13 protein-coding genes, 20 tRNA genes, 2 rRNA genes and 1 riboswitch are annotated in these 22,039 nt (G+C 38.2%); of the genes, 34 read left to right on the top strand and 1 reads right to left on the bottom strand.

Annotated features, from left to right (window positions below):
• From EPL02_RS19270 to EPL02_RS19140, 27 genes are all read left to right on the top strand, one after another.
• Positions 1–173, top strand: a 23S ribosomal RNA gene (locus EPL02_RS19270); the annotation flags it as partial.
• 105 nt (positions 174–278) lie between these two features.
• Positions 279–394, top strand: a 5S ribosomal RNA gene (gene rrf / locus EPL02_RS19265).
• Positions 395–405: 11 nt separating this feature from the next.
• A tRNA-Val gene (locus tag EPL02_RS19260) sits at positions 406–481 on the top strand.
• A 10-nt stretch (positions 482–491) separates the two neighbouring features.
• Positions 492–567 (top strand) — tRNA-Thr (locus EPL02_RS19255).
• A gap of 5 nt (positions 568–572) precedes the next feature.
• Positions 573–648 (top strand) — tRNA-Lys (locus EPL02_RS19250).
• 18 nt (positions 649–666) lie between these two features.
• Positions 667–752, top strand: a tRNA-Leu gene (locus EPL02_RS19245).
• A 16-nt stretch (positions 753–768) separates the two neighbouring features.
• Positions 769–843, top strand: a tRNA-Gly gene (locus tag EPL02_RS19240).
• Positions 844–855: 12 nt separating this feature from the next.
• Positions 856–944 (top strand) — tRNA-Leu (locus EPL02_RS19235).
• A 9-nt stretch (positions 945–953) separates the two neighbouring features.
• Positions 954–1,030, top strand: a tRNA-Arg gene (locus EPL02_RS19230).
• A 4-nt stretch (positions 1,031–1,034) separates the two neighbouring features.
• Positions 1,035–1,111: transfer RNA gene (locus EPL02_RS19225), tRNA-Pro, on the top strand.
• A 5-nt stretch (positions 1,112–1,116) separates the two neighbouring features.
• Positions 1,117–1,192 (top strand) — tRNA-Ala (locus EPL02_RS19220).
• 23 nt (positions 1,193–1,215) lie between these two features.
• Positions 1,216–1,292, top strand: a tRNA-Met gene (locus EPL02_RS19215).
• A 12-nt stretch (positions 1,293–1,304) separates the two neighbouring features.
• A tRNA-Ser gene (locus EPL02_RS19210) sits at positions 1,305–1,397 on the top strand.
• A gap of 20 nt (positions 1,398–1,417) precedes the next feature.
• Positions 1,418–1,494, top strand: a tRNA-Met gene (locus tag EPL02_RS19205).
• Between the two features lie 4 nt (positions 1,495–1,498).
• A tRNA-Asp gene (locus tag EPL02_RS19200) sits at positions 1,499–1,574 on the top strand.
• Positions 1,575–1,583: 9 nt separating this feature from the next.
• Positions 1,584–1,659, top strand: a tRNA-Phe gene (locus EPL02_RS19195).
• A gap of 8 nt (positions 1,660–1,667) precedes the next feature.
• Positions 1,668–1,743 (top strand) — tRNA-His (locus EPL02_RS19190).
• 9 nt (positions 1,744–1,752) lie between these two features.
• A tRNA-Gly gene (locus EPL02_RS19185) sits at positions 1,753–1,826 on the top strand.
• Positions 1,827–1,830: 4 nt separating this feature from the next.
• A tRNA-Ile gene (locus EPL02_RS19180) sits at positions 1,831–1,907 on the top strand.
• 8 nt (positions 1,908–1,915) lie between these two features.
• Positions 1,916–1,990 (top strand) — tRNA-Asn (locus EPL02_RS19175).
• 7 nt (positions 1,991–1,997) lie between these two features.
• Positions 1,998–2,088, top strand: a tRNA-Ser gene (locus EPL02_RS19170).
• A gap of 15 nt (positions 2,089–2,103) precedes the next feature.
• A tRNA-Glu gene (locus EPL02_RS19165) sits at positions 2,104–2,175 on the top strand.
• Positions 2,176–2,439: 264 nt separating this feature from the next.
• The gene (gene glgB, locus EPL02_RS19160) at positions 2,440–4,374 is read left to right on the top strand and encodes a 1,4-alpha-glucan branching enzyme (RefSeq protein ID WP_131888446.1); all 1,935 of its coding nucleotides are present in this window, start codon (positions 2,440–2,442) and stop codon (positions 4,372–4,374) included.
• Complete coding sequence (locus EPL02_RS19155; RefSeq protein ID WP_094911985.1) at positions 4,325–5,467, top strand: glucose-1-phosphate adenylyltransferase; 1,143 nt, start codon at positions 4,325–4,327, stop codon at positions 5,465–5,467. Before glgB ends, EPL02_RS19155 begins: the two co-directional genes overlap by 50 nt.
• Positions 5,468–5,498: 31 nt before the next feature.
• A complete protein-coding gene (locus EPL02_RS19150) occupies positions 5,499–6,524 on the top strand; it encodes a GlgC family sugar phosphate nucleotidyltransferase (RefSeq protein ID WP_094911984.1) in 1,026 nt (341 codons plus the stop codon).
• Positions 6,521–7,951 carry a glycogen synthase GlgA gene (gene glgA / locus EPL02_RS19145; RefSeq protein WP_131888445.1) on the top strand — a complete coding sequence of 477 codons (1,431 nt, stop codon included), beginning with the start codon at positions 6,521–6,523 and terminating at the stop codon, positions 7,949–7,951. Before EPL02_RS19150 ends, glgA begins: the two co-directional genes overlap by 4 nt.
• Before the next feature lie 13 nt (positions 7,952–7,964).
• Positions 7,965–10,376, top strand: coding sequence for a glycogen/starch/alpha-glucan phosphorylase (locus tag EPL02_RS19140; protein WP_131888444.1), 2,412 nt, complete (start codon positions 7,965–7,967; stop codon positions 10,374–10,376).
• A gap of 100 nt (positions 10,377–10,476) precedes the next feature.
• Here EPL02_RS19140 and EPL02_RS19135 read toward each other — a convergent pair whose 3' ends face one another.
• Positions 10,477–11,229, bottom strand: a complete 753-nt coding sequence (locus EPL02_RS19135) for a TraR/DksA C4-type zinc finger protein (protein WP_131888443.1) — start codon at positions 11,227–11,229, stop codon at positions 10,477–10,479.
• Between the two features lie 368 nt (positions 11,230–11,597).
• Here EPL02_RS19135 and EPL02_RS19130 point away from each other — a divergent pair, with 368 nt between their 5' ends.
• The 7 genes from EPL02_RS19130 to EPL02_RS19100 all read left to right on the top strand — a co-directional run bounded on the left by EPL02_RS19130 (position 11,598) and on the right by EPL02_RS19100 (position 22,009).
• On the top strand, positions 11,598–13,019 hold the full coding sequence (locus EPL02_RS19130; RefSeq protein ID WP_131888442.1) for an isochorismate synthase: 1,422 nt from the start codon (positions 11,598–11,600) through the stop codon (positions 13,017–13,019).
• The gene (gene menD / locus EPL02_RS19125; protein ID WP_131888441.1) at positions 13,006–14,754 is read left to right on the top strand and encodes a 2-succinyl-5-enolpyruvyl-6-hydroxy-3-cyclohexene-1-carboxylic-acid synthase; all 1,749 of its coding nucleotides are present in this window, start codon (positions 13,006–13,008) and stop codon (positions 14,752–14,754) included. Before EPL02_RS19130 ends, menD begins: the two co-directional genes overlap by 14 nt.
• 3 nt (positions 14,755–14,757) lie before the next feature.
• The gene (gene menH / locus EPL02_RS19120; RefSeq protein WP_094911978.1) at positions 14,758–15,582 is read left to right on the top strand and encodes a 2-succinyl-6-hydroxy-2,4-cyclohexadiene-1-carboxylate synthase; all 825 of its coding nucleotides are present in this window, start codon (positions 14,758–14,760) and stop codon (positions 15,580–15,582) included.
• Entirely contained in the window at positions 15,579–16,397 is an 819-nt protein-coding gene (menB, locus tag EPL02_RS19115; protein ID WP_094911977.1) for a 1,4-dihydroxy-2-naphthoyl-CoA synthase, read from the top strand. The genes menH and menB overlap by 4 nt, the downstream gene beginning before the upstream one ends.
• Before the next feature lie 62 nt (positions 16,398–16,459).
• On the top strand, positions 16,460–17,929 hold the full coding sequence (locus tag EPL02_RS19110; RefSeq protein ID WP_131888440.1) for an o-succinylbenzoate--CoA ligase: 1,470 nt from the start codon (positions 16,460–16,462) through the stop codon (positions 17,927–17,929).
• The gene (gene menC, locus EPL02_RS19105; protein ID WP_131888439.1) at positions 17,926–19,032 is read left to right on the top strand and encodes an o-succinylbenzoate synthase; all 1,107 of its coding nucleotides are present in this window, start codon (positions 17,926–17,928) and stop codon (positions 19,030–19,032) included. The genes EPL02_RS19110 and menC overlap by 4 nt, the downstream gene beginning before the upstream one ends.
• 413 nt (positions 19,033–19,445) lie before the next feature.
• Positions 19,446–19,631: riboswitch (cobalamin riboswitch) on the top strand.
• Positions 19,632–19,813: 182 nt separating this feature from the next.
• Positions 19,814–22,009: a ribonucleoside-diphosphate reductase subunit alpha gene (locus EPL02_RS19100; protein WP_434223172.1), complete on the top strand. Its 2,196-nt coding sequence runs from the start codon at positions 19,814–19,816 to the stop codon at positions 22,007–22,009.
• Positions 22,010–22,039 lie beyond the last annotated feature (30 nt).

Here is a 22,039-nt window from a genome sequence, read left to right as displayed (position 1 = left end):
GTGTGGACGGGATAAGTGCTGAAAGCATCTAAGCATGAAGCCCCCCTCAAGATGAGATTTCCCATAGCGCAAGCTAGTAAGATCCCTGAAAGATGATCAGGTTGATAGGTCAGAGGTGGAAGCACGGTGACGTGTGTAGCTGACTGATACTAATCGATCGAGGACTTAACCAAATGATAGTACACGAAGTACTCAGCAAATATGTTATCTAGTTTTGAAAGAATAAAAACTCAAAAAAAGTCTTGATTTCTTTCGAAAATGTTGTATAATATAATATGTCTGGTGGCGATAGCAGAGAGGTCACACCCGTTCCCATGCCGAACACGGAAGTTAAGTTCTCTAGCGCCGATGGTAGTTGGGACTTTGTCCCTGTGAGAGTAGGACGTTGCCAGGCTGTTATATAATGGAGGATTAGCTCAGCTGGGAGAGCACCTGCCTTACAAGCAGGGGGTCGGCGGTTCGATCCCGTCATCCTCCACCATGAATATGTTGCCGGTGTAGCTCAACTGGTAGAGCAACTGACTTGTAATCAGTAGGTTGGGGGTTCAAGTCCTCTTGCCGGCACCACTTTCGAGCCATTAGCTCAGTTGGTAGAGCATCTGACTTTTAATCAGAGGGTCGAAGGTTCGAGTCCTTCATGGCTCACCATTTTAAATACACACACATGCGGGTGTGGCGGAATTGGCAGACGCGCTAGACTTAGGATCTAGTGTCTTTACGACGTGGGGGTTCAAGTCCCTTCACCCGCACCATTTAATTTCATAATGCGCGGAAGTAGTTCAGTGGTAGAACACCACCTTGCCAAGGTGGGGGTCGCGAGTTCGAACCTCGTCTTCCGCTCCACAAATAAGTCCTGCCGGGGTGGTGGAATTGGCAGACACACAGGACTTAAAATCCTGCGGTAGGTGACTACCGTGCCGGTTCAAGTCCGGCCCTCGGCACCATTTTAATAAGCGCCCGTAGCTCAATTGGATAGAGCGTTTGACTACGGATCAAAAGGTTAGGGGTTCGACTCCTCTCGGGCGCGCCATAAACGGGAAGTAGCTCAGCTTGGTAGAGCACTTGGTTTGGGACCAAGGGGTCGCAGGTTCGAATCCTGTCTTCCCGACCATTTATGGGGCCTTAGCTCAGCTGGGAGAGCGCCTGCCTTGCACGCAGGAGGTCAGCGGTTCGATCCCGCTAGGCTCCACCAACTTAATACATTTCTGATAATATGGCGGTGTAGCTCAGCTGGCTAGAGCGTACGGTTCATACCCGTGAGGTCGGGGGTTCGATCCCCTCCGCCGCTACCATATATAATATACGGAGGAATACCCAAGTCCGGCTGAAGGGATCGGTCTTGAAAACCGACAGGGGTGTTAAAGCCCGCGGGGGTTCGAATCCCTCTTCCTCCGCCATTATATTATTATCAAATTATCGCGGGGTGGAGCAGTCTGGTAGCTCGTCGGGCTCATAACCCGAAGGTCGCAGGTTCAAATCCTGTCCCCGCAACCAAAGTGGTCCCGTGGTGTAGCGGTTAACATGCCTGCCTGTCACGCAGGAGATCGCGGGTTCGATTCCCGTCGGGACCGCCATTATAAAAAGGCTCGGTAGCTCAGTTGGTAGAGCAAAGGACTGAAAATCCTTGTGTCGGCGGTTCGATTCCGTCCCGAGCCACCATCTATATGGCGATTGTGGCGAAGTGGTTAACGCATCGGATTGTGGTTCCGACATTCGTGGGTTCGATTCCCATCAGTCGCCCCATATAATTAAGCGGGTGTAGTTTAATGGTAAAACCTCAGCCTTCCAAGCTGATGTCGTGAGTTCGATTCTCATCACCCGCTCCATAATGGGCCTATAGCTCAGCTGGTTAGAGCGCACGCCTGATAAGCGTGAGGTCGGTGGTTCGAGTCCACTTAGGCCCACCATTTATTATTCCACAGTAGCTCAGTGGTAGAGCAATCGGCTGTTAACCGATCGGTCGTAGGTTCGAGTCCTACCTGTGGAGCCATTATATTGGGGAAGTACTCAAGAGGCTGAAGAGGCGCCCCTGCTAAGGGTGTAGGTCGCGTAAGCGGCGCGAGGGTTCAAATCCCTCCTTCTCCGCCAGTCGATTTTAATACTGGCCCGTTGGTCAAGTGGTTAAGACACCGCCCTTTCACGGCGGTAACACGGGTTCGAATCCCGTACGGGTCATATCTGAGAAGGTTTGCATTTATGCAAACCTTTTTTATTTGTTTGAAAATCATCTAGTAAATAGATGGTTTTTTTATTTTCATAAAAATATTCAGAAAAGAAGGAAAAAATAGATGCTTTATGGAATGTAAATTAGATAATAGAAATGAAAGAAGAAAGGTTTATTTACTAGGTTAGTCGTTAGAAAAGAGGGTATAGTAAATAATGGAAATAAAAAAAGAGGAGTTTATTTACTAGGTTAATTGTTATCAAGGAGGGGTATTTTTGAATTCGATTGTTCAACCTACTGATTTTGACATCCATCTTTATCATGAAGGAAATTTGTTTCATAGTTATAAGCTCTTTGGGGCACATAAGTTAACACTAAACGGCATAGAGGGAGTACGATTTTCTGTTTGGGCTCCTAATGCTTCTGCGGTAAGCATTGTGGGTGATTTTAATGAATGGGACGGTTTAAATCATCCGTTAGAGAGATTAAACTCTCAAGGGATATGGACAATATTTATCCCAAATCTTGAAGAGAATATGATTTATAAATACGAAATTACAACTCATAATGGAACCAAAATATTAAAAGCGGATCCATATGCTTTTCATAGCGAAGTAAGGCCTAACACTGCTTCTAAAATTTATTCTTTAGAAGGATACAAGTGGGGTGATCAGTATTGGAAGCGTAAAAAGAAGCAACACGCTGTTTATGAAAAGCCTATGTGCATTTATGAGCTACACGCGGGTTCGTGGAAGATTCACGAAGATGGTGAACTATATACGTACCGTGAACTAGCTGAAGAATTAATTCCTTATGTACTAGAACAAGGTTTTACCCATATCGAACTATTACCGCTCGTTGAGCATCCGCTCGATAAATCGTGGGGATACCAAGGGACTGGCTATTTTTCTGCAACAAGTCGATACGGTTCACCACACGACTTAATGTATTTTATTGATCAATGTCATCAAAGCAGCATAGGCGTTCTTTTAGATTGGGTTCCCGGCCATTTTTGTAAAGATGCGCATGGGTTATATATGTTTGATGGTTCACCCACGTATGAATACAAGAACGAATTAGACCGTGAAAACTATACATGGGGCACGGCTAATTTTGATTTAGGTAAGCCAGAAGTGCAAAGTTTCTTAATATCGAATGCATTGTTTTGGCTAGAGTATTTTCACGTTGATGGCTTTAGGGTCGATGCTGTTGCCAATATGTTGTATTGGCCGAATTCGCATGAATTGGTTGAAAATCAATATGCTGTTCAATTCTTAAGAAAGCTCAATGAAGCGGTTTTTGCCTATGATTCAACTATTTTAATGATGGCTGAAGATTCAACAGATTGGCCACTAGTTACAGCTCCTACATATGATGGTGGGCTAGGTTTTAATTACAAATGGAATATGGGCTGGATGAACGATGTCTTAACCTATATGGAAGCAGACACTCATCAAAGAGCGAACCTTCATGAAAAGATGACTTTCTCTTTAATGTATGCCTTTAATGAAAATTTCATTTTACCATTCTCTCATGATGAAGTCGTTCATGGGAAAAAATCAATGTTAAATAAAATGCCTGGAGACTATTGGCGAAAATTTGCTCAGCTGCGATTATTATACGGCTATTTTATTGCTCATCCGGGCAAGAAACTACTATTTATGGGTGGAGAATTTGGTCAATTCGATGAGTGGAAAGACGCAAGTGATTTAGATTGGCAGCTATATGACTTTGACATGCACCAAAATTTAAATAGTTATTTTAAAGAGTTACTTAAAATTTATAAAAGAAGTAAGCCACTTTATGAATTAGATCATAAAGAAGAAGGTTTCTCTTGGATTGATGTGAATAATCGAGATCAAAAAATCTTTTCGTTTATTCGAACATCAACAAATAGTCAGGATAAGCTTGTAGTGGTATGTAACTTCTCAGATGTTCCATATCATGCATATAAAGTAGGTGTTCCTCTAAACACAGAATATGTTGAGGTCATCAATAGTGATCATGTTGATTTTGGAGGTTCTGGAGTTGTTAACTCAAAACCTTTAAAAGTAGTTGAGGAAGGGTTTCACGGTCTACCGTTTCATATTGAAATGGATGTACCACCCTTTGGGATTAGCATCATGAGAACAAAGAAAAAACGGGGGGAGAGAAAAAAAAATGTTAAAAAAGAAGTGCGTAGCGATGTTATTGGCAGGAGGAAAAGGTAGTCGATTAAGTTCACTTACAAAAAATTTAGCAAAGCCAGCTGTCCCATTTGGTGGAAAATATCGAATTATTGATTTTGCATTAAGCAATTGCTCCAACTCTGGGATTGAAACAGTTGGAATCTTAACACAGTACCAGCCTTTACTTTTACATTCTTATATTGGTATTGGAAGCGCTTGGGACTTGGATAGGAGAGACGGAGGCGTTACGGTATTACCTCCTTATTCAGAGTCATCAGGGGTAAAGTGGTACAAAGGAACTGCTAGTGCAATTTATGAAAACTTAAACTACCTATGTCAGTATGAACCTGAGTATGTGTTAATTTTATCCGGAGACCATATTTACAAAATGAATTATGAAAGTATGCTAGATTACCATATTGAAAAAGAGGCAGATGTATCTATCTCAGTGATTGAAGTTCCTTGGGATGAAGCAAGTAGATTTGGAATCTTAAATACAAACGAAGCTTTAGAAGTTGAGGAATTCGATGAAAAGCCACAGCATCCAAAGAATAATCTAGCTTCTATGGGTATTTATATTTTTAAATGGAATATTCTTAAAGAATATCTAGAAATGGATGCACGTAATCCTTATTCTAGTCATGACTTTGGGAAAGATGTCATTCCTCTATTGTTAGAAGAGAAGAAGCGCTTAATAGCATATCCATTTACAGGGTATTGGAAAGATGTTGGTACAGTTAAAAGCTTGTGGGAAGCGAATATGGACTTATTAGACGAAAGTGATGAGCTCAATTTATTTGATTCTTCATGGAAAGTATATTCAGTAAATCCTAGTCAACCTCCTCAGTATATTGCTCCAACAGCATGCGTAGTGGAATCGTTAGTAAATGAGGGCTGCGTTGTTGAAGGTAGTATTGAACGCTCTGTGTTGTTTCCAGGAGTACAAATTGGCAGCGGTTCAGAGGTCAAACGAAGCGTTGTGATGCCATCGGCTAAAGTGGGAGTAAACGTATATATTGAAAATGCTATTATTCCGTCAGATGTAATCATTCCAGATGGAACTATTATTAAGCCAACACAGGGAAAAGAAGAAGTCATTTTAGTGACTAATGAACTTTTAGAATCAATTTCATAATGCATTTAATTAACAGAGAGGATGAACTACATTGAATAATCAAATGCTAGGCATTATTGATGCTTGCACAACTATGAGCTCTTTACAACCATTAACTTTTTATCGTTCAATTGCGGCTGTTCCATTTGCAGGACGCTACCGCTTAATTGATTTTATGCTGTCGAATATGGTGAATTCTGGCGTCCAAAGCGTGGCTATATTTCCAAAGGACCGCTATCGTGCTCTTACTGATCATATTGGTTCAGGAAAAGAGTGGGATCTAGACCGAAAAAGAGATGGACTATTCATCTTTCCACCTGTAAAAAACGATTTAAAATTAGAAGACCCATCGCTAATTGCTCAATTCCGCTATCATATTGATTATTTCCTTCGAAGTAAACAAGATTACGTTATTATTGCAAATAGCTATACCATTTGTACCATTGATTTCAGTCAAGTATTAAAGCGTCATGTAGCTCAAGGTGCAGTTGTAACGTCAGTAGTGAGTGGTAATACTCCTCTAAACATATACATTATTAATAAAAAAACGTTACTCGATATCCTACAAAATGAAACCCAAGATTTTGATACGATTACAGAGCTTGTGCACTATCTTTCAGAGTCATCCAAAGTGATTACGTATGAGCATAATGGATACCTTTCTCAAGTGGATTCGCTAGAAGCATATTATAAAGCTAGTATGGATATTTTATCTCCAGACACGTGGAAGCAGCTATTTCTAAGAACTCGTCCAGTTTATACAAAAACAAAAGATGAACCTCCAACGCGCTATGCAAAAACAGCTGTAGTGAAAAATTCAATGATTGCTAACGGATGTGTTATTGAAGGGCATGTTGAAAACAGTATTATTTTCCGAGGTGTAAAGATAGGAAAAGGCGCAGTTGTTAAAAATAGTATTGTGATGCAAAAAGGAGCTATTCTTGAAAATAGCGTATTAAACTATGTTGTTTTAGATAAAGATGTAAAAATAGGTAGTCATGAAGAGTTGAATGGTGAACCTAATCTACCAAGAGTATTAGCAAAAGGAACAGTTCAAGGAGCGTTGATGAATTCGTGAATGTATTATTTGCAGTGTCAGAATGTGTACCGTTTATTAAAACAGGAGGATTAGCGGATGTAGCTGGTGCTTTGCCTAAGGAATTGAAGCAGCTGGGCACCAACGTATCTGTAATTATGCCCAAGTATAGCTTAATTCCTGAACAGTACAGTGAGCAGATGACTTTAGAAAAAGTCATCTATGTACAAGTTGGATGGAGAAGACAATATTGTGGGATTTATACGCTAGAAATGAATGGTACTCAGTACATTTTTATTGATAATGAATACTATTTTAAAAGAGATAGTCTGTACGGTCATTATGATGATGCAGAACGCTTTGCCTTTTTCTCTAAAGCAGTACTAGAAGCTATTCCAACTTTAGTAAATGAGCCGGATATCATTCATTGTCATGACTGGCATACAGCCATGATTCCTTTTTTATTAAGAGCGCAATATAATATGTATGACCATATTGAAACGGTATTCACTATTCATAACCTACAGTTTCAGGGGGTCTTTCCAAAGCAAAATTTATATGAGCTACTAAACTTAAATGATTATCACTTTACGTCTAATCAATTAGAGTTTTATGGCAATTTAAATTTTATGAAAGGCGGTCTTGTCTCTGCGGATAAAATTACAACAGTGAGCCCAACTTATCGAAATGAAATTCAAATGCCTTATTATGGTGAAAAGTTAGATGGATTGCTAAGACAAAGAGACCAGGATTTGATAGGGATTGTAAATGGTATTGATGATCAGGCTTATAATCCAGAAGTGGATGAGTTAATTGCATTTAACTATTCAGCACAAGATTTAGCAGGTAAGAATAAGAATAAAGAAGATTTACAAGCATACCTTGGATTAGATGTGAAAAATAATGTCCCACTTGTATCAATGGTAACGCGGTTAACAAAACAAAAAGGGTTAGATCTTGTAAAGCATGTTTTTCATGAAATAACTCGTTTAGGTGCGCAAGTTGTTATACTCGGGACAGGTGAAGAAGAATTTGAATCATTTTTCAAAGACATGGAATCTCAGTATCCCAATCAGGTAAAAGCAATCATTGGTTTCAATGAAGCCCTAGCCCATAAAGTGTATGCGGGATCAGATTTATTTTTAATGCCTTCAAAGTTTGAGCCATGCGGATTAGGTCAATTGATTGCGTTGCGCTACGGTGCAATCCCAATCGTCAGGGAAACAGGTGGGCTAAATGATACGGTCCTTTCGTATAATGAGTCTACTCACGAAGGAAATGGATTTACTTTTGCAAATTATAACGCTCACGATATGCTTTACACAATTGAAAGGGCAATTTCCTTTTACAATGATAAGGACGTATGGGAGAAATTAATGCGAGATGCTATGAGTCAAGATTATAGCTGGGCGCAGTCGGCATTTAAATATAATCAACTATATGCGAACTTAACATCTATTTCATCTTGAAAGGGTGATAAGCTTGTTCTCTAATAAAGAAAGCTTTCAAAAAGTATTTTTAAAAAAGTTAGAAATGACTTATGGGAAAAGCTTCAAAGAATCGACGGTACAAGATCAATACCATACGTTAGGAAATATGGTCAGAGAGTATATTAGTAGTGATTGGATTGCTACTAATGAGGCTCAGAGGTCAAATCATTCAAAACAAGTGTATTATCTCTCGATTGAATTTTTATTAGGCAGGCTATTAGGACAAAATTTACTTAACCTTGGAATAAAAGAAGTAGTTGAAGAAGGGTTAAAAGATTTAAATATTTCACTAGAAGAGATTGAGGAAATTGAGGCAGATGCTGGGTTAGGAAATGGTGGGTTAGGCCGTTTAGCTGCTTGTTTTTTAGATTCTTTAGCTTCTTTAAATTTACCAGGGCATGGATGTGGAATTCGATATAAACATGGGTTATTCGATCAGAAAATTGTGGATGGTTTTCAAGTAGAATTGCCTGAACAGTGGCTTCGTCACGGTAACTCTTGGGAAGTGAGAAAAGTTGATCAATCGATTGAAGTAAACTTCTGGGGAGAAGTTGAATATTACAATGATAATGGCAAACTAGCATTTCGACATATTAATGGAGAGTCTATTTTAGCTGTGCCGTATGACATTCCGGTAGTAGGCTATGATACGACTACGGTGAATACGCTTCGACTTTGGAACGCAGAACCTGCTTCATTTCCAGTACATAAAGACGTAATGCAGTATAAGAGAGAAACAGAAGCAGTATCCGAATTTTTGTATCCAGATGACACCCATGAAGATGGTAAAATTTTAAGATTGAAGCAGCAATATTTTCTCGTATCCGCTAGTTTGCAAAGTATTATTCGTTCCCATCGTATTGTGTACGGGACGCTTGCCAATCTACATGAAAAGGTAGCGATTCATATCAATGACACCCATCCTGTATTAGCTATTCCAGAATTGATGCGCATTCTCTTGGATGAGGAAAATCTTAGTTGGGATGATGCGTGGCATATTACTACACAGACCATTTCATACACCAACCATACGACGTTATCTGAAGCTTTAGAAAAATGGCCAATTCACTTGTTTAAACCGCTTCTCCCTCGTATTTATATGATTGTGGAAGAAATTAATCAGCGCTTTTGTGAAGAGTTGTGGAAAAAATATCCTTACCAATGGAAAAGAATTGAGGATATGGCCATTATCGCGCATGATATGGTGAAGATGGCTCATTTAGCGATTGTAGGAAGTCATAAAGTAAACGGCGTGGCAAAAATACACACCGACATTTTAAAAAAGCGAGAAATGAAAAACTTCTTTGATTTCTATCCACAGAAGTTTATTAATAAAACAAACGGTATTACTCATAGACGATGGCTGTTAAAGGCGAATCCAGAATTATCAATGCTTCTCAATGAAACTATCGGTGATGACTGGGTGAAAAATCCTTACGCATTAAAACAGTTGGAGCCTTATGCTCAAGATAACAATTTTAAAGACCAATTAAAACAAGTAAAGCAACAGCGGAAAGATATTTTAAGCGAAGTTATCAAAAAGCAAACTGGTATTGAAATAAATCCAGAGTCAATCTTTGATGTGCAAGTGAAAAGGTTACATGCTTATAAGCGACAGTTGCTAAATGTACTTCATATTATGTATCTATACAATCGTTTAAAAGAAGACTCTAACTTTAAAATTATACCTAGAACTTTTATCTTTGGAGCAAAGGCTTCGCCAGGATATTACTATGCTAAGAAGGTTATTAAGTTAATTAACTCAGTGGCTGATGTAGTAAACAGTGATCCAATCACATCGCCGTTTTTAAAAGTTGTTTTCCTTGAAAACTACCGCGTTTCTTTGGCTGAAGATGTTTTTACAGCAGCCGATGTTAGCGAACAAATCTCAACTGCCAGTAAAGAAGCATCAGGCACTGGGAATATGAAATTCATGATGAACGGTGCTTTAACTATTGGAACAATGGATGGAGCAAACGTAGAGATTGCGGAAGCTGTTGGAGAAAACAATATGTTTATCTTTGGTTTATCATCTGAGGAAGTTTTACACTATCAACAAAACGGTGGGTATCGCTCATTTGATTATTATCATCATGATCAGCGAATAAAAAAAGTGTTAGAACAGCTTATAAACGGCTTTTTTAAGAATACTTACGATTTATTTGAACCAATTTACGATTCGTTGTTAATGCAAAATGATGAGTACTACGTACTGAGAGACTTCGCTTCCTATGTTCAAGCACAAGAAAAAGTAAATCAAGCATACTGTGACAAAGAGAAATGGTTTGAAATGAGCGCGTTAAATATTGCTCAATCAGGTTATTTCTCTAGCGATCGCACAATATCAGAGTATGCAAAAGAGATTTGGGAAATTAATTCATCAAAACAAATATTGTCATATTAAAAAAGGAGCCTCTAGGCTCCTTTTTTATCTATTATCACTAAAGAAATTATCGGAATTTCTTTATACATATATTTTTATACAGAATAACAGCCGTATTACGCTACTCCTGGTATTCTGTATAATGCTCTTTTTCATGAGATGGTAGGTCACCAAAAGTTGTCATAATACCTTCTTCATCTAAGGTCTGCTCATATTCTTCATGCTGTTTGGACGGGTATACAACAATTTCTTTTCCATATAAATCAGTACCTACGAAGTTCTCATAGTCTTCTACATATCCAACGTTTTCATCATGTTCAATGTATGTGTCGTTATAAGAAGAGATATCTCCTTCGAAGTCAGATGGTGATTCAGACGTTCCATATCTTTCGACGTCTTGCCAAGAATCTTCCGCGTCATATTCAGTTGCTCCGGAAGTATCCAAATCGTATTGTCCAAATGGATGACGAAGGTTTAATTCTTCGACGGGTCGTTGTCGTGATGTTTCTTGCGACGGACTATGCTCTTTACAGTACAAGGTGGTAGGAACTGCTTGGAGACGTTCAAAGCTAATATCTTTTCCACAAGTTTTACATTTTCCATATGAGCTTTTTTCCATAGCATTTAAAGCAGCCTTAATTTCCTTTAGCTCTTCGCGTGTATGTTCATATAATGCAATATCTTTTTCACGTTCGTAAATTTCACTGGCCATATCTCCAGGGTGATTATCATAACTTGATAATTCTCCGGTTGAATCATGTAAACTTTGGGATCTTAACCCAAAATCATTATTGTCTTTTAACTGATGCATTAGGCTTTCTTGTTCAGTTAATAATGCTTCCCTTAATTGATTTAGTTGCTTATTGGAAATCATAAGACTTCTCTCCCTTTTCCCTTGAATTACTCAATTCCACATTATTATGTGTTAAATGATTTAAAAAAATTAAGTTCTATCGTGTTTCACATGTGAAATGATTGGTATTTATGATGAAATGTGTAACGACTTCTTCCCTTAGTTATGGAAAAACTAGTCGATAAATACTTTCATTGCTGAAGGAAAGTAAATATTTTTTTAAGTTATATAATGTAACTTGGAAACAAAGAGCACAAAATCGGTAACTTTTGTTGAGATATGATACAATCTTATCAAGGGAATTCAGTTGTCAAACTAGATTTTTTTACAGCGAAAGTTTATAATAAATTGGTTAAAGACTTACGACATTATAAACGGGGGGACGTAGTGTGATTGCAATAACTGAACAGTTAATACATGATCATTTATCAGAGGCAATTGAATGTGCCAAAAATGAAAGTAACACAAAACTTGTCAGCGTAGTCAAAAAAGTAAGACCTATTGACCCCCTTATTTTTTATGCAAACGGCTATAGACAGTTTTGTAAAGAACGTTTCTTTTGGAGAGATCCGAACCAGCAGTATACGTTCGTTGGGTTAGGAAGAGCTTATACGCTGTCTTCCAAAGAAGGGTCTGAGCGTTTTTTTGATACAGAAAAACAATGGAAGCGCTTTAAAAGAGATATTTTGTATACAAATGACGTAGAGTTTCCAAATGGTACAGGTCCTCTGCTTTTTGGAGGGTTCTCATTTGATCCTTATCAAAAAAGGGACAACCATTGGAACGATTTTTCCAATAGTAAATTTGTAATTCCCTCTGTTCTTTATACAGAGACGGAAGGGAATGGATATCTAAGTATAAACATTAAAGTAAGTGGTGAAGACAATATACAAGCTCATCTTAAGCATATTGAAGAGCTTGAAGGATTGTTAGGAAACCAAGAATATGACGGTAGTAGCTATTCATCGCCTTTACTATTAACAAAAGAAGAAATTGATGTGCAAAGGTTTAAAAAAAATGTTCAAAATGCTACTTCGTTAATCCAACAAGGAAAAATTGAGAAAGTGGTACTAGCTCGACAGTTAAAAGCAACATTTACCGAAGCAATTTCGACAGAGTACGTTATTCAGCGTTTGTTGAGAGAACAACCTACAAGCTATACCTTCATTTTTGAGAATGAAAATCAACATTTTGTTGGGGCGTCTCCAGAGCGTTTGGTGCAAAAAGAGGGAGACTATGTTTTTTCGACTTGTTTAGCGGGTTCTATTAAGCGAGGAAAAACAAGAAAAGAAGATGAGCTTTTAGGTAATGAGCTTTTAAATGATCAAAAAAATTTAATTGAACATGATGTGGTTGTTCATATGATAAAAGAAGCAATGGAAGCCTATTGTATGGAAGTAGAAATACCTATGCAACCAACACTGTATAAAACGAAGCATATTCAACATCTCTATACACCTGTTCGAGGCAAAACGAAGAAAGATGTGACATTGTTTTCGCTGTTAAAAGAGCTCCACCCAACACCTGCTTTAGGAGGATATCCACAAAAAGAATCTTTGTCCATTATTCGAAAGTTAGAGCCATTCGACCGAGGATGGTATGCAGCTCCAATTGGTTGGATTGATATTAATGGTAACGGAGAGTTTATTGTTGGAATTCGTTCAGGTGTAATTGAACGACAACAGGCGATGCTGTTTGCAGGTTGTGGAATTGTAGCGGATTCGACTCCTGAGAGTGAATATGAAGAAACAACGATTAAATTTAATCCAATGCTATCAGCTTTAGGGGGTATAGCAAGTGGACCATACTAATCAGCTAACTGCTTACGTAGCAGCTTTTGTAGACGAATTAGCCAAATTAGGTGTGAATCACGTTGTGGTAAGCCCTGGCTCTCGTTCAACACCAATTGCTATGTTAATGTCTGAGCATGAAAAAATAAAAGTTCATTTAAATATTGATGAGCGCTCGGCTGGTTTTTTTGCTTTAGGTATGGCAAAAGCAAAAAATCAGCCTGTTGCGCTTGTTTGTACGTCTGGAACAGCTGCTGCGAACTATTTTCCGGCGGTTGTTGAAGCATATTATTCAAGGGTTCCTCTACTTGTTATTACTGCAGATCGTCCACATGAACTGCGTGAGGTAGGGGCTCCACAAGCAATTAATCAACAATACTTGTTTAGTCACTACGCGAAGTGGTTTGTAGATACTGCTTTACCAGAAGCAACAGAAGAGCCAATTCGTTACATTCGAACTGTGGCTGGAAGAGCTGTCAGCCTGTCAGCTAGTGGTCCAAAAGGACCTGTTCACATTAACATGCCGCTTCGTGAGCCAATTGTTCCAAATCTGTCTTTGGAAAATTTATGGAGCTTACATGAACGTGAAAACTCTTATGTATCGTTTGATGAAGGAAAATCAATGCTTTCTAGCCAAGCTTTTGAGCATATTGGTCAGTTCATAAAAGACGAAACAAAAGGTTTAATCATATGTGGAGACCAGCTAAATAGTGAGGATAAACAGGCTATTGTAGAGTTATCAGATTATCTTCAATTTCCAATTATTGCAGATCCACTCTCCCAGATGAGAAGTGGTAATCACGATAAAGCTCTTATCATCGATACTTATGATTCATTTTTGAAAAAAGAAGGAATTCAATCACTATTGAAGCCAGAAGTTGTCATTCGTTTTGGTGCCATGCCTGTATCAAAGGGGTTAACTTTATTTTTAAAAGCTTATGAACCAAAAGCTGTTTTTGTAGTAGATGAAAGTAACGGATGGCGAGATCCTACACTTCGCTCCACACATATGATTCAGTGCAACGAAGGACTATTTGCTCGTGAATTACCTAAGTATATAGGGAGTAAAAAATCTTCTAATTCATGGAGCGAAAAGTGGATTGAATTAAATAAGCAAGTTAAGGATTCATTAAAAGCCAGCTTACAAGATAAGTGGTTTGAAGGTAGCATTGTAGAGGAACTGTCAAACCTTTTACCAGCTAATTCGGCTTTGTTTATCGGTAACTCAATGCCGATAAGAGATGTAGATTCGTTTTTCTTTGCAACAGATAAAAAGCTTCACTTATTTGCAAATCGAGGTGCCAATGGTATTGATGGTGTAGTTTCATCAGCTTTAGGCGTTAGCACTGAATATGAGCATACTGTACTTTTAATTGGTGACTTATCTTTTTATCATGATTTAAACGGCTTGCTTGCTGCTAAAATGCATAATCTCAATTTAACAGTCGTGCTCATTAACAATGATGGTGGAGGGATTTTTTCATTCCTACCTCAGTCAAAAGAAGAGAAGCATTTTGAGTTTTTATTCGGTACACCAACAGGCTTGCAGTTTGAGCATGCTGCAAATTTATATGCTGGTACATTTAGTAGAGCTTATACAGCAGGTGAATTTCATGATGCACTAAAAGCTTCGTTTAAAGAGGGCGGACTGCATATTGTTGAGGTACCAACAGTTCGTACAGAAAATGTCGAAATGCACCGTGAAATCTGGAATAACGTTTCACAGGTAATAAATTTGTCTAAGTTTGAGGAATAAGAGATGTATTATAAATATGAAGGTGTTTCGTACCATGTTGAAGTGCAAGGGAAGGGAATGCCTCTGTTATTATTGCATGGTTTTACAGGCTCTTCTCAAACTTGGAGTACATTTGCAAAGTCTTGGGCACGTTATTATCAGGTTATTACAATTGACATTATTGGTCACGGGAAAACGGATTCTCCGAAAACAGTTTCTCTATATACAATGGAACAGATGATGAACGTCATTGTAGGGTTGTTTGACCAACTCCATATTGAAAAAGCCGTTGTCCTAGGTTATTCGATGGGAGCACGTCTAGCACTGGCGTTATCCTGTCACTTTCCAGAGCGAGTAAAAGCACTTATTATGGAAAGTGGGTCACCTGGTCTAAAGACAGAGGCAGAAAAAATTGCAAGGCAAGCTGCAGATGAAAAATTAGCTGTGTTTATTAAGAACCAAGGTATTTTTAAGTTTGTTGATTATTGGGAAAACATTCCTATGTTTGAAACTCAAAAACAAATGTCTGTACAGGATCAAGCGCTAGTTCGACAAGAAAGGTTAGCTCAAACAGAACGTGGTTTGGGAAATAGCCTATTAGGTATGGGAACAGGGGCGCAAGAATCTTATTGGGAAAGGTTAAATGATTTGCTTTTTCCAGTCCTTTTAATCACGGGTGAGCAGGATCGGAAATTTTGTGAAATTGCAAAAAAGATGTCTAATCAGCTCAAATTTTGTAGGCATAAAGTTGTTTTAAATGCCGGCCATGCAATTCATGTGGAACAACCAAGAATTTTTGGTAAAATAGTAAGTGAGTTTTTATCAGAACATGAGGAGGAAGAAAGATGACAGTTGAATGGGTATCTCAACGTAATTATGAAGATATTTTGTATGAAACATATAATGGAATTGCAAAAATTACAATTAACCGTCCAGAAGTAAGAAATGCTTTTCGTCCAAAAACGGTAATGGAATTAATTGATGCTTTTGCATATGCGCGTGATGATTCAAGCGTTGGTGTAATTGTGCTAGCAGGTGCTGGAGACAAAGCATTTTGTTCTGGTGGAGACCAAAAAGTACGCGGACATGGTGGTTATGTAGGCGAAGACGAAATTCCTCGCTTAAACGTATTAGACTTACAGCGTTTAATTCGCGTTATTCCAAAGCCAGTTGTTGCAATGGTTTCAGGATACGCAATTGGTGGAGGTCACGTTTTACATATCGTATGTGACTTAACAATTGCAGCGGATAATGCAATTTTTGGCCAAACAGGTCCAAAAGTTGGAAGCTTTGATGCTGGCTATGGTTCAGGCTACTTAGCGCGTATTGTTGGTCATAAAAAAGCGCGTGAAATTTGGTACCTATGCCGTCAATACAACGCACAAGAAGCACTTGAAATGGGACTTGTTAACACTGTTGTACCATTAGAAGAGTTAGAAGCAGAAACAATTAAGTGGTGTGAAGAAATGTTAGAAAAGAGCCCAACAGCTCTACGTTTCTTAAAAGCTGCATTTAATGCTGATACAGATGGATTAGCTGGTATACAGCAATTTGCTGGAGACGCTACGCTTTTATATTACACAACTGATGAAGCAAAAGAGGGTCGTGACGCATTCAAAGAAAAGCGTAACCCAGACTTCAAACAGTTCCCACGTTTCCCATAATGCTCAAAACAGCTTGATGACACTCATCAAGCTGTTTTTTCTATGGAAAGGAGAATAGAAGCATGAATTTTTTACCTAATTGGTTAAGTCAACGAGCAAAAGTCACACCTAACCGAATTGCCATTGATTTAGAATCGGAATCAATTACATTTTTTCAGCTACATAAACGAGTAGTGAAGCGAGCTTTTCAATTAGCGAGCTATGGTATAAAAAAAGGGCATACAGTTGCTATCTATATGAGAAATCGAATAGAGTATATTGAATTGATTCATGCTTTAGCTTACATAGGAGCAAAAGCTCTATTACTCAATACGCGCTTAAAGCAGCAAGAGATTCAATATCAATGTAGTGATGCAAAAGCAAGTTTTCTTGTTGCCGATGAGAGTTATGAAGAAACTATACTAATTTCAGGAACAGAACTAATTCAACTGCAAGAACTTACCCAGCGATATGAACAAGAAATTGTGCTTCAATCTCAGTATGACTTAAACGATACATATACAATTATGTATACGTCAGGTACGACAGGTAATCCAAAAGGAGTTATGCAGTCTTATGGGAATCATTGGTGGAGTGCTACTGGATCATCACTAAATCTTGGACTCCAGGCAAATGACTGCTGGCTCGTTGCGGTGCCTTTATTTCACATTAGCGGCTTTTCTATTTTAATGAGAAGTGTTATTTACGGCATGAGAATTGTACTACACTCAAGGTTTGAAGCTATAGAAGCAAACGCTGCTATCGAAACAAAAGGTGTAACCATTATGTCGGTCGTAACATCAATGCTAACCCAGATGTTAAAGGAGCTAGGTGAAAGAAAATATCCGGAATCATTTCGTTGCATGTTAACAGGAGGAGGTCCTGTGCCAAGAGGTCTCTTGGATGACTGTATGGAGAAAGGAATTCCTGTTTACCAAACATATGGGATGACAGAAACTTCTTCTCAGTGTGTAACGTTAGCTCCAGAAGACAGCATCCAAAAACTTGGATCTGCAGGAAAGCCCCTGATGCCTTGCCAGCTTAAAATTGTAAATGCTAGCGGTAAAGAAGTAACGAATGGTCTAGAAGGTGAAATCGTTGTGAAAGGCCCTAACGTAACGCCTGGGTACCTCAATAAGCCAGAAGAAACAGCCAAAGCGATAAAAGATGGTTGGTTATATACAGGAGATATTGGTAAGCTTGATGAAGATGGGTTTTTATACGTACTAGATAGAAGATCAGATTTAATTATTTCAGGTGGAGAAAACATCTATCCAGCGGAAATTGAGAGCACTTTATTAAAGCATCCACTTATTGTGGAAGTCGGTGTTACAGGAGTGCCTGATAAACAGTGGGGACAAGTTCCAGCAGCTTTTTTAGTAGTCACATCGCCAATAAAAAAAGAAGAGTTGCATATACATTGTCAGGCAATGTTAGCTAATTATAAAATACCAAAGTATTATTTTATTGTAGATGAACTGCCAAGGACAGCGTCCAATAAAATTGTTAGACGAAAATTACCTAAACTTATAGAACAGGGGCACCAGCTATGATTCAGATTCATAAAGCAACTATTCATGCTATTGAATTGAACCTGTTATCACCGTTTTCAACTAGTTATGGAACTGTGACAAATCGAGAGCTACTGCTTTTAGAAGTAGAAGATATAAATGGTGAAGTAGGGTGGGGAGAAGTGGTAGCATTTTCGACCCCTTGGTATACAGAAGAAACTATTAAAACGTGCTTTCATATGCTCAATGATTTTTTGCTCCCTGCTTTAATTGGTAAGCGATTAAGCACGCCTTTAGATTTGCAGGAACTATTTAATCCTATTAAGCGAAACCATATGAGTAAAGCAGCGGTAGATTGCGCGGTTTGGGATTTATTTGCTAAGAAGAACAATCAGTCGCTATCTCAAGCTCTTGGGGGCACAAAAGAAGCTGTAGAAGCAGGCGTAGTAGTTGGGCTGGATAATATTCATCGAATGATTCATAGAATAGATCAACATTTGAAAGCTGGATATAAACGTTTTAAAGTGAAGATTAAGCCCGGAACGGATTACGATCTTATTAAGCAAATTAGAAAGCATTATCCCAAACTTCCACTGATGGTAGATGCAAACTCTGCTTACTCCTTAGATGATTTGAAGTTGCTTCAAAAGCTAGACGAGTTTGATCTCATGATGATTGAACAGCCTTTAAATTCTAGTGATATTATTGATCACCGCCATTTGCAAAAGCATCTGCGTACACCCATTTGTTTAGATGAAAGTATTGTGTCTTACGATGATGCTAGAAAAGCAATTGAGTTAGGAAGTTGTCAAGTTATTAATGTAAAAGTTGGACGAGTAGGTGGTTTAACAGAAGCAAAGCGGATTCATGATTTGTGCCAGAAAAGTAATGTGCGACTATGGGTCGGAGGAATGCTTGAATCCGGTATATCAAGAGCTCATAATATTGCACTTGCTTCATTAGAACACTTCACCATCCCTGGGGATATTTCAGCTTCTGCACGTTATTGGAACAAGGATGTCATTCTCCCAGAAGTAGAAGTAAATAACGGGTTAATTCATGTGCCAAAAGAACCTGGTATTGGCTATCAGATTGATAGAGTGTTTTTAAATAAAGTTTCCACCTATCAAAAAATATATGAGTGATATAAATCCACTTTAAAAGTGGATTTTTTTATTGGGATTTCTTTTGAAGAGCCTGCTTTCTTATCGTTTATATAAAAGCTATCTATCAGGTGAAAAAAAGTTTGATTAAATTTCACAAATCAAATAGTATAACCAATCCGAAAAAACATGTTATGATGGAATAGTTTGATGAAAAATGAAGCTGTTTATAATAGCTAGTTGCTAATACATAACAAAACTTTTAAAAATTTCTTTTTTATATGTATGCAAGAAATCTTATTAAATAAAGGCGTAGAAGGGTATGTCAAGTAAGGGAAGGGAAAATGAGCGGAAATTTATTTTGAAAAAGATATTGTAGTTCTGTAAGTTGTCCCTTATAATGTGTTTATAACACAACATCTTGTTTTTAATTAAAACTTCATATACTATATTTTGTGTTTTCCAGTAAAAAAGGTGTCTGATAAAAGACTTAAAAGGGAATTTGGTGCAAATCCAAAACTGTCCCCGCAACTGTGAATGCTGATGAAATAAGGAATAGCCACTGTGAATAACAATCATGGGAAGGCCTTAGAGTAAAGCGAAGCATAAGTCAGGAGACCTGCCTTTTTTATGACGTTTTATCTTCTTCGGGAGGTGAGAGGATAGAGCGAGGATTGAGAAAAGACATTTCGTCTTCTTTTATCTTCGTTCTATTCGCTCACTGCGTCAGGTGAGCGATTTTTTTATGATGGAGAAAAAGGAGGAACTTATTCTTATGATTAATACAACAGATTTAAATAAACTTGAAAAAGTAAATTATGATATGAAATTACTTGGTGAAAAATTTCCACAACTTGATTTTTCATGGTATGAGGAAAAGGTAGTGGAAACAGTTGCTGCGAAAGAGAATATGACGGATGAAAAAATAGCAAACGTGTTTATTTTAGCAGCACTTGAGCGAATTTCCATGGATGAGCCGGATTGGACATATGTAGCAGCTCATATCTACTTACAAGAGCTATATCGCAAAGCTGCAGTTAATAGAAAATACGATCAAGCTGAAAGATACGGATCATTTTACCAACTAATTAAAGAACTTACAGATATCGGGATTTATAATACACAGCTCCTGGATACATACTCTGTGGAGGAAATCAATGAGCTAGGCTTAGCCATTGATTATAAAAAAGATAGCTTATTTACGTATATCGGCCTGTTGACATTAGCTGACCGATACTTAGCAACATCACATGATAAGCGCGTATATGAGCTACCGCAGGAACGCTTTTTAATTATTGCTATGACGCTGATGGCAAATGAAAAGAAAGAAAATCGCTTAGCGTTGGTAAAAGAGTCATACTGGGCACTTTCTAATCTTTACATGACAGTAGCAACACCGACATTAGCAAACGCAGGGAAAAGCTATGGACAGCTATCAAGCTGTTTCATTGATACGGTCGATGATAGTTTACGAGGTATCTATGATAGCAATACGGACTTAGCAACATTGAGTAAAAACGGTGGTGGGATTGGCGTGTATCTGGGTCATATCCGTAGCCGAGGCAGCGATATAAAAGGGTTTAAAGGCGTATCATCAGGAACAATTCCTTGGATGAAACAGCTTAATAACACAGCTGTTAGTGTTGATCAACTAGGCCAACGCCAAGGGGCGATTGCTGTATATTTAGACGTGTGGCACAAGGATATTTTTTCTTTCTTAGATGCACGTTTAAACAATGGAGACGAGCGTCAGCGTACACATGACTTATTTACTGGCGTTTGCCTGCCTGATTTATTTATGGAAGCCGTTGAAAAACGTGAAGACTGGTATTTGTTCGATCCGCATGAAGTTCGTACGGTAATGGGGTATTCACTAGAAGACTTCTATGATGAAGAAGAAGGCAGCGGCTCCTTTAGAAATCGTTATCGTGAATGCATTGAAAATGAAGCTCTATCAAGAGAAAAAGTGCCTGCGATTGAAATTTTTAAACGAATTATGATTTCACAATTAGAAACAGGAACACCATATATGTTCTATCGTGATACAGTAAACCGCGCTAACCAAAACCGTCATGAAGGCATGATTTATTGCAGTAATTTATGTACAGAAATTACGCAAAATCAAAGCATGACAACAGTAGTTGAAGAAGTTACCGAAGACGGAAAAATTGTTATTACAAAACAACCAGGTGACTTTGTAGTTTGTAATTTATCGTCTATTAACTTAGCGCGTGCAGTAACGGAAAATGTGCTTGAACGCCTTGTACCTATTCAAGTTCGCATGTTAGATAACGTAATTGAACTGAATAATCTACCAGTTTTACAGGCAAAACTAACAAACCAGCGCTATCGTGCTATCGGCTTGGGTACGTTTGGGTGGAACCATCTATTAGCTCTACAAAAGATTGCTTGGGAAACAGAAGAAGCGGTTCAATATTGCGATGAGCTGTATGAAAAAATTGCTTACTTAACGATTCAATCAAGCATGGAGCTTGCAGAAGAAAAAGGAGCGTACCCTCTATTTGAAGGGTCTGATTGGGAAACAGGAGCTTATTTTACAACACGTGGTTACAACAGTAGTCAGTGGAATGACCTACAGGCGCTTGTAAAAGAAAAAGGAATTCGAAACGGATATTTAATGGCTGTGGCTCCAAATTCATCTACTTCTATTATTGCTGGATCTACTGCGAGTATTGATCCGATCTTCCGTAAGTTCTATTCAGAAGAGAAGAAAAACTATAAAATTCCGGTTACAGCTCCGGATTTGTCACCGGAAACCAATTGGTATTATAAGTCTGTTTATTTAATTGACCAACATTGGAGCATTAAGCAAAACGCAAAGCGTCAGCGTCATATTGACCAATCTATCTCGTTTAACATTTATGTTCAAAATGATATTCGTGCAAAAGACTTACTAGATTTGCACATGACTGCATGGAAAGAAAAGTTAAAAACAACGTATTATGTTCGCTCTACGTCTAGCGAAGTAATTGATGAGTGTGAAAGCTGCCATAGCTAAGAAAGGAGCCGATTTTGTTGACGAACAGTC

The sequence above is a fragment of the Bacillus sp. CBEL-1 genome, from assembly GCF_004348885.1.
GTDB classification, from domain to species: Bacteria; Bacillota; Bacilli; order Bacillales; family Bacillaceae_H; genus Priestia; species Priestia aryabhattai_A.
Note: the sequence above shows the minus strand (reverse complement) of the source record. Positions and strands in the feature narration are given on the sequence as shown.

Excerpts from the sequence above, each read along its gene's own strand:
- EPL02_RS19100 (WP_434223172.1), top strand. The coding sequence starts at position 19,814 with ATGAAATTACTTGGTGAAAAATTTCCACAACTTGATTTTTCATGGTAT.
- EPL02_RS19135 (WP_131888443.1), bottom strand. The coding sequence starts at position 11,229 with ATGATTTCCAATAAGCAACTAAATCAATTAAGGGAAGCATTATTAACT.
- menC (WP_131888439.1), top strand. The coding sequence starts at position 17,926 with ATGATTCAGATTCATAAAGCAACTATTCATGCTATTGAATTGAACCTG.
- menB (WP_094911977.1), top strand. The coding sequence starts at position 15,579 with ATGACAGTTGAATGGGTATCTCAACGTAATTATGAAGATATTTTGTAT.
- EPL02_RS19155 (WP_094911985.1), top strand. The coding sequence starts at position 4,325 with ATGTTAAAAAAGAAGTGCGTAGCGATGTTATTGGCAGGAGGAAAAGGT.
- menH (WP_094911978.1), top strand. The coding sequence starts at position 14,758 with ATGTATTATAAATATGAAGGTGTTTCGTACCATGTTGAAGTGCAAGGG.
- EPL02_RS19110 (WP_131888440.1), top strand. The coding sequence starts at position 16,460 with ATGAATTTTTTACCTAATTGGTTAAGTCAACGAGCAAAAGTCACACCT.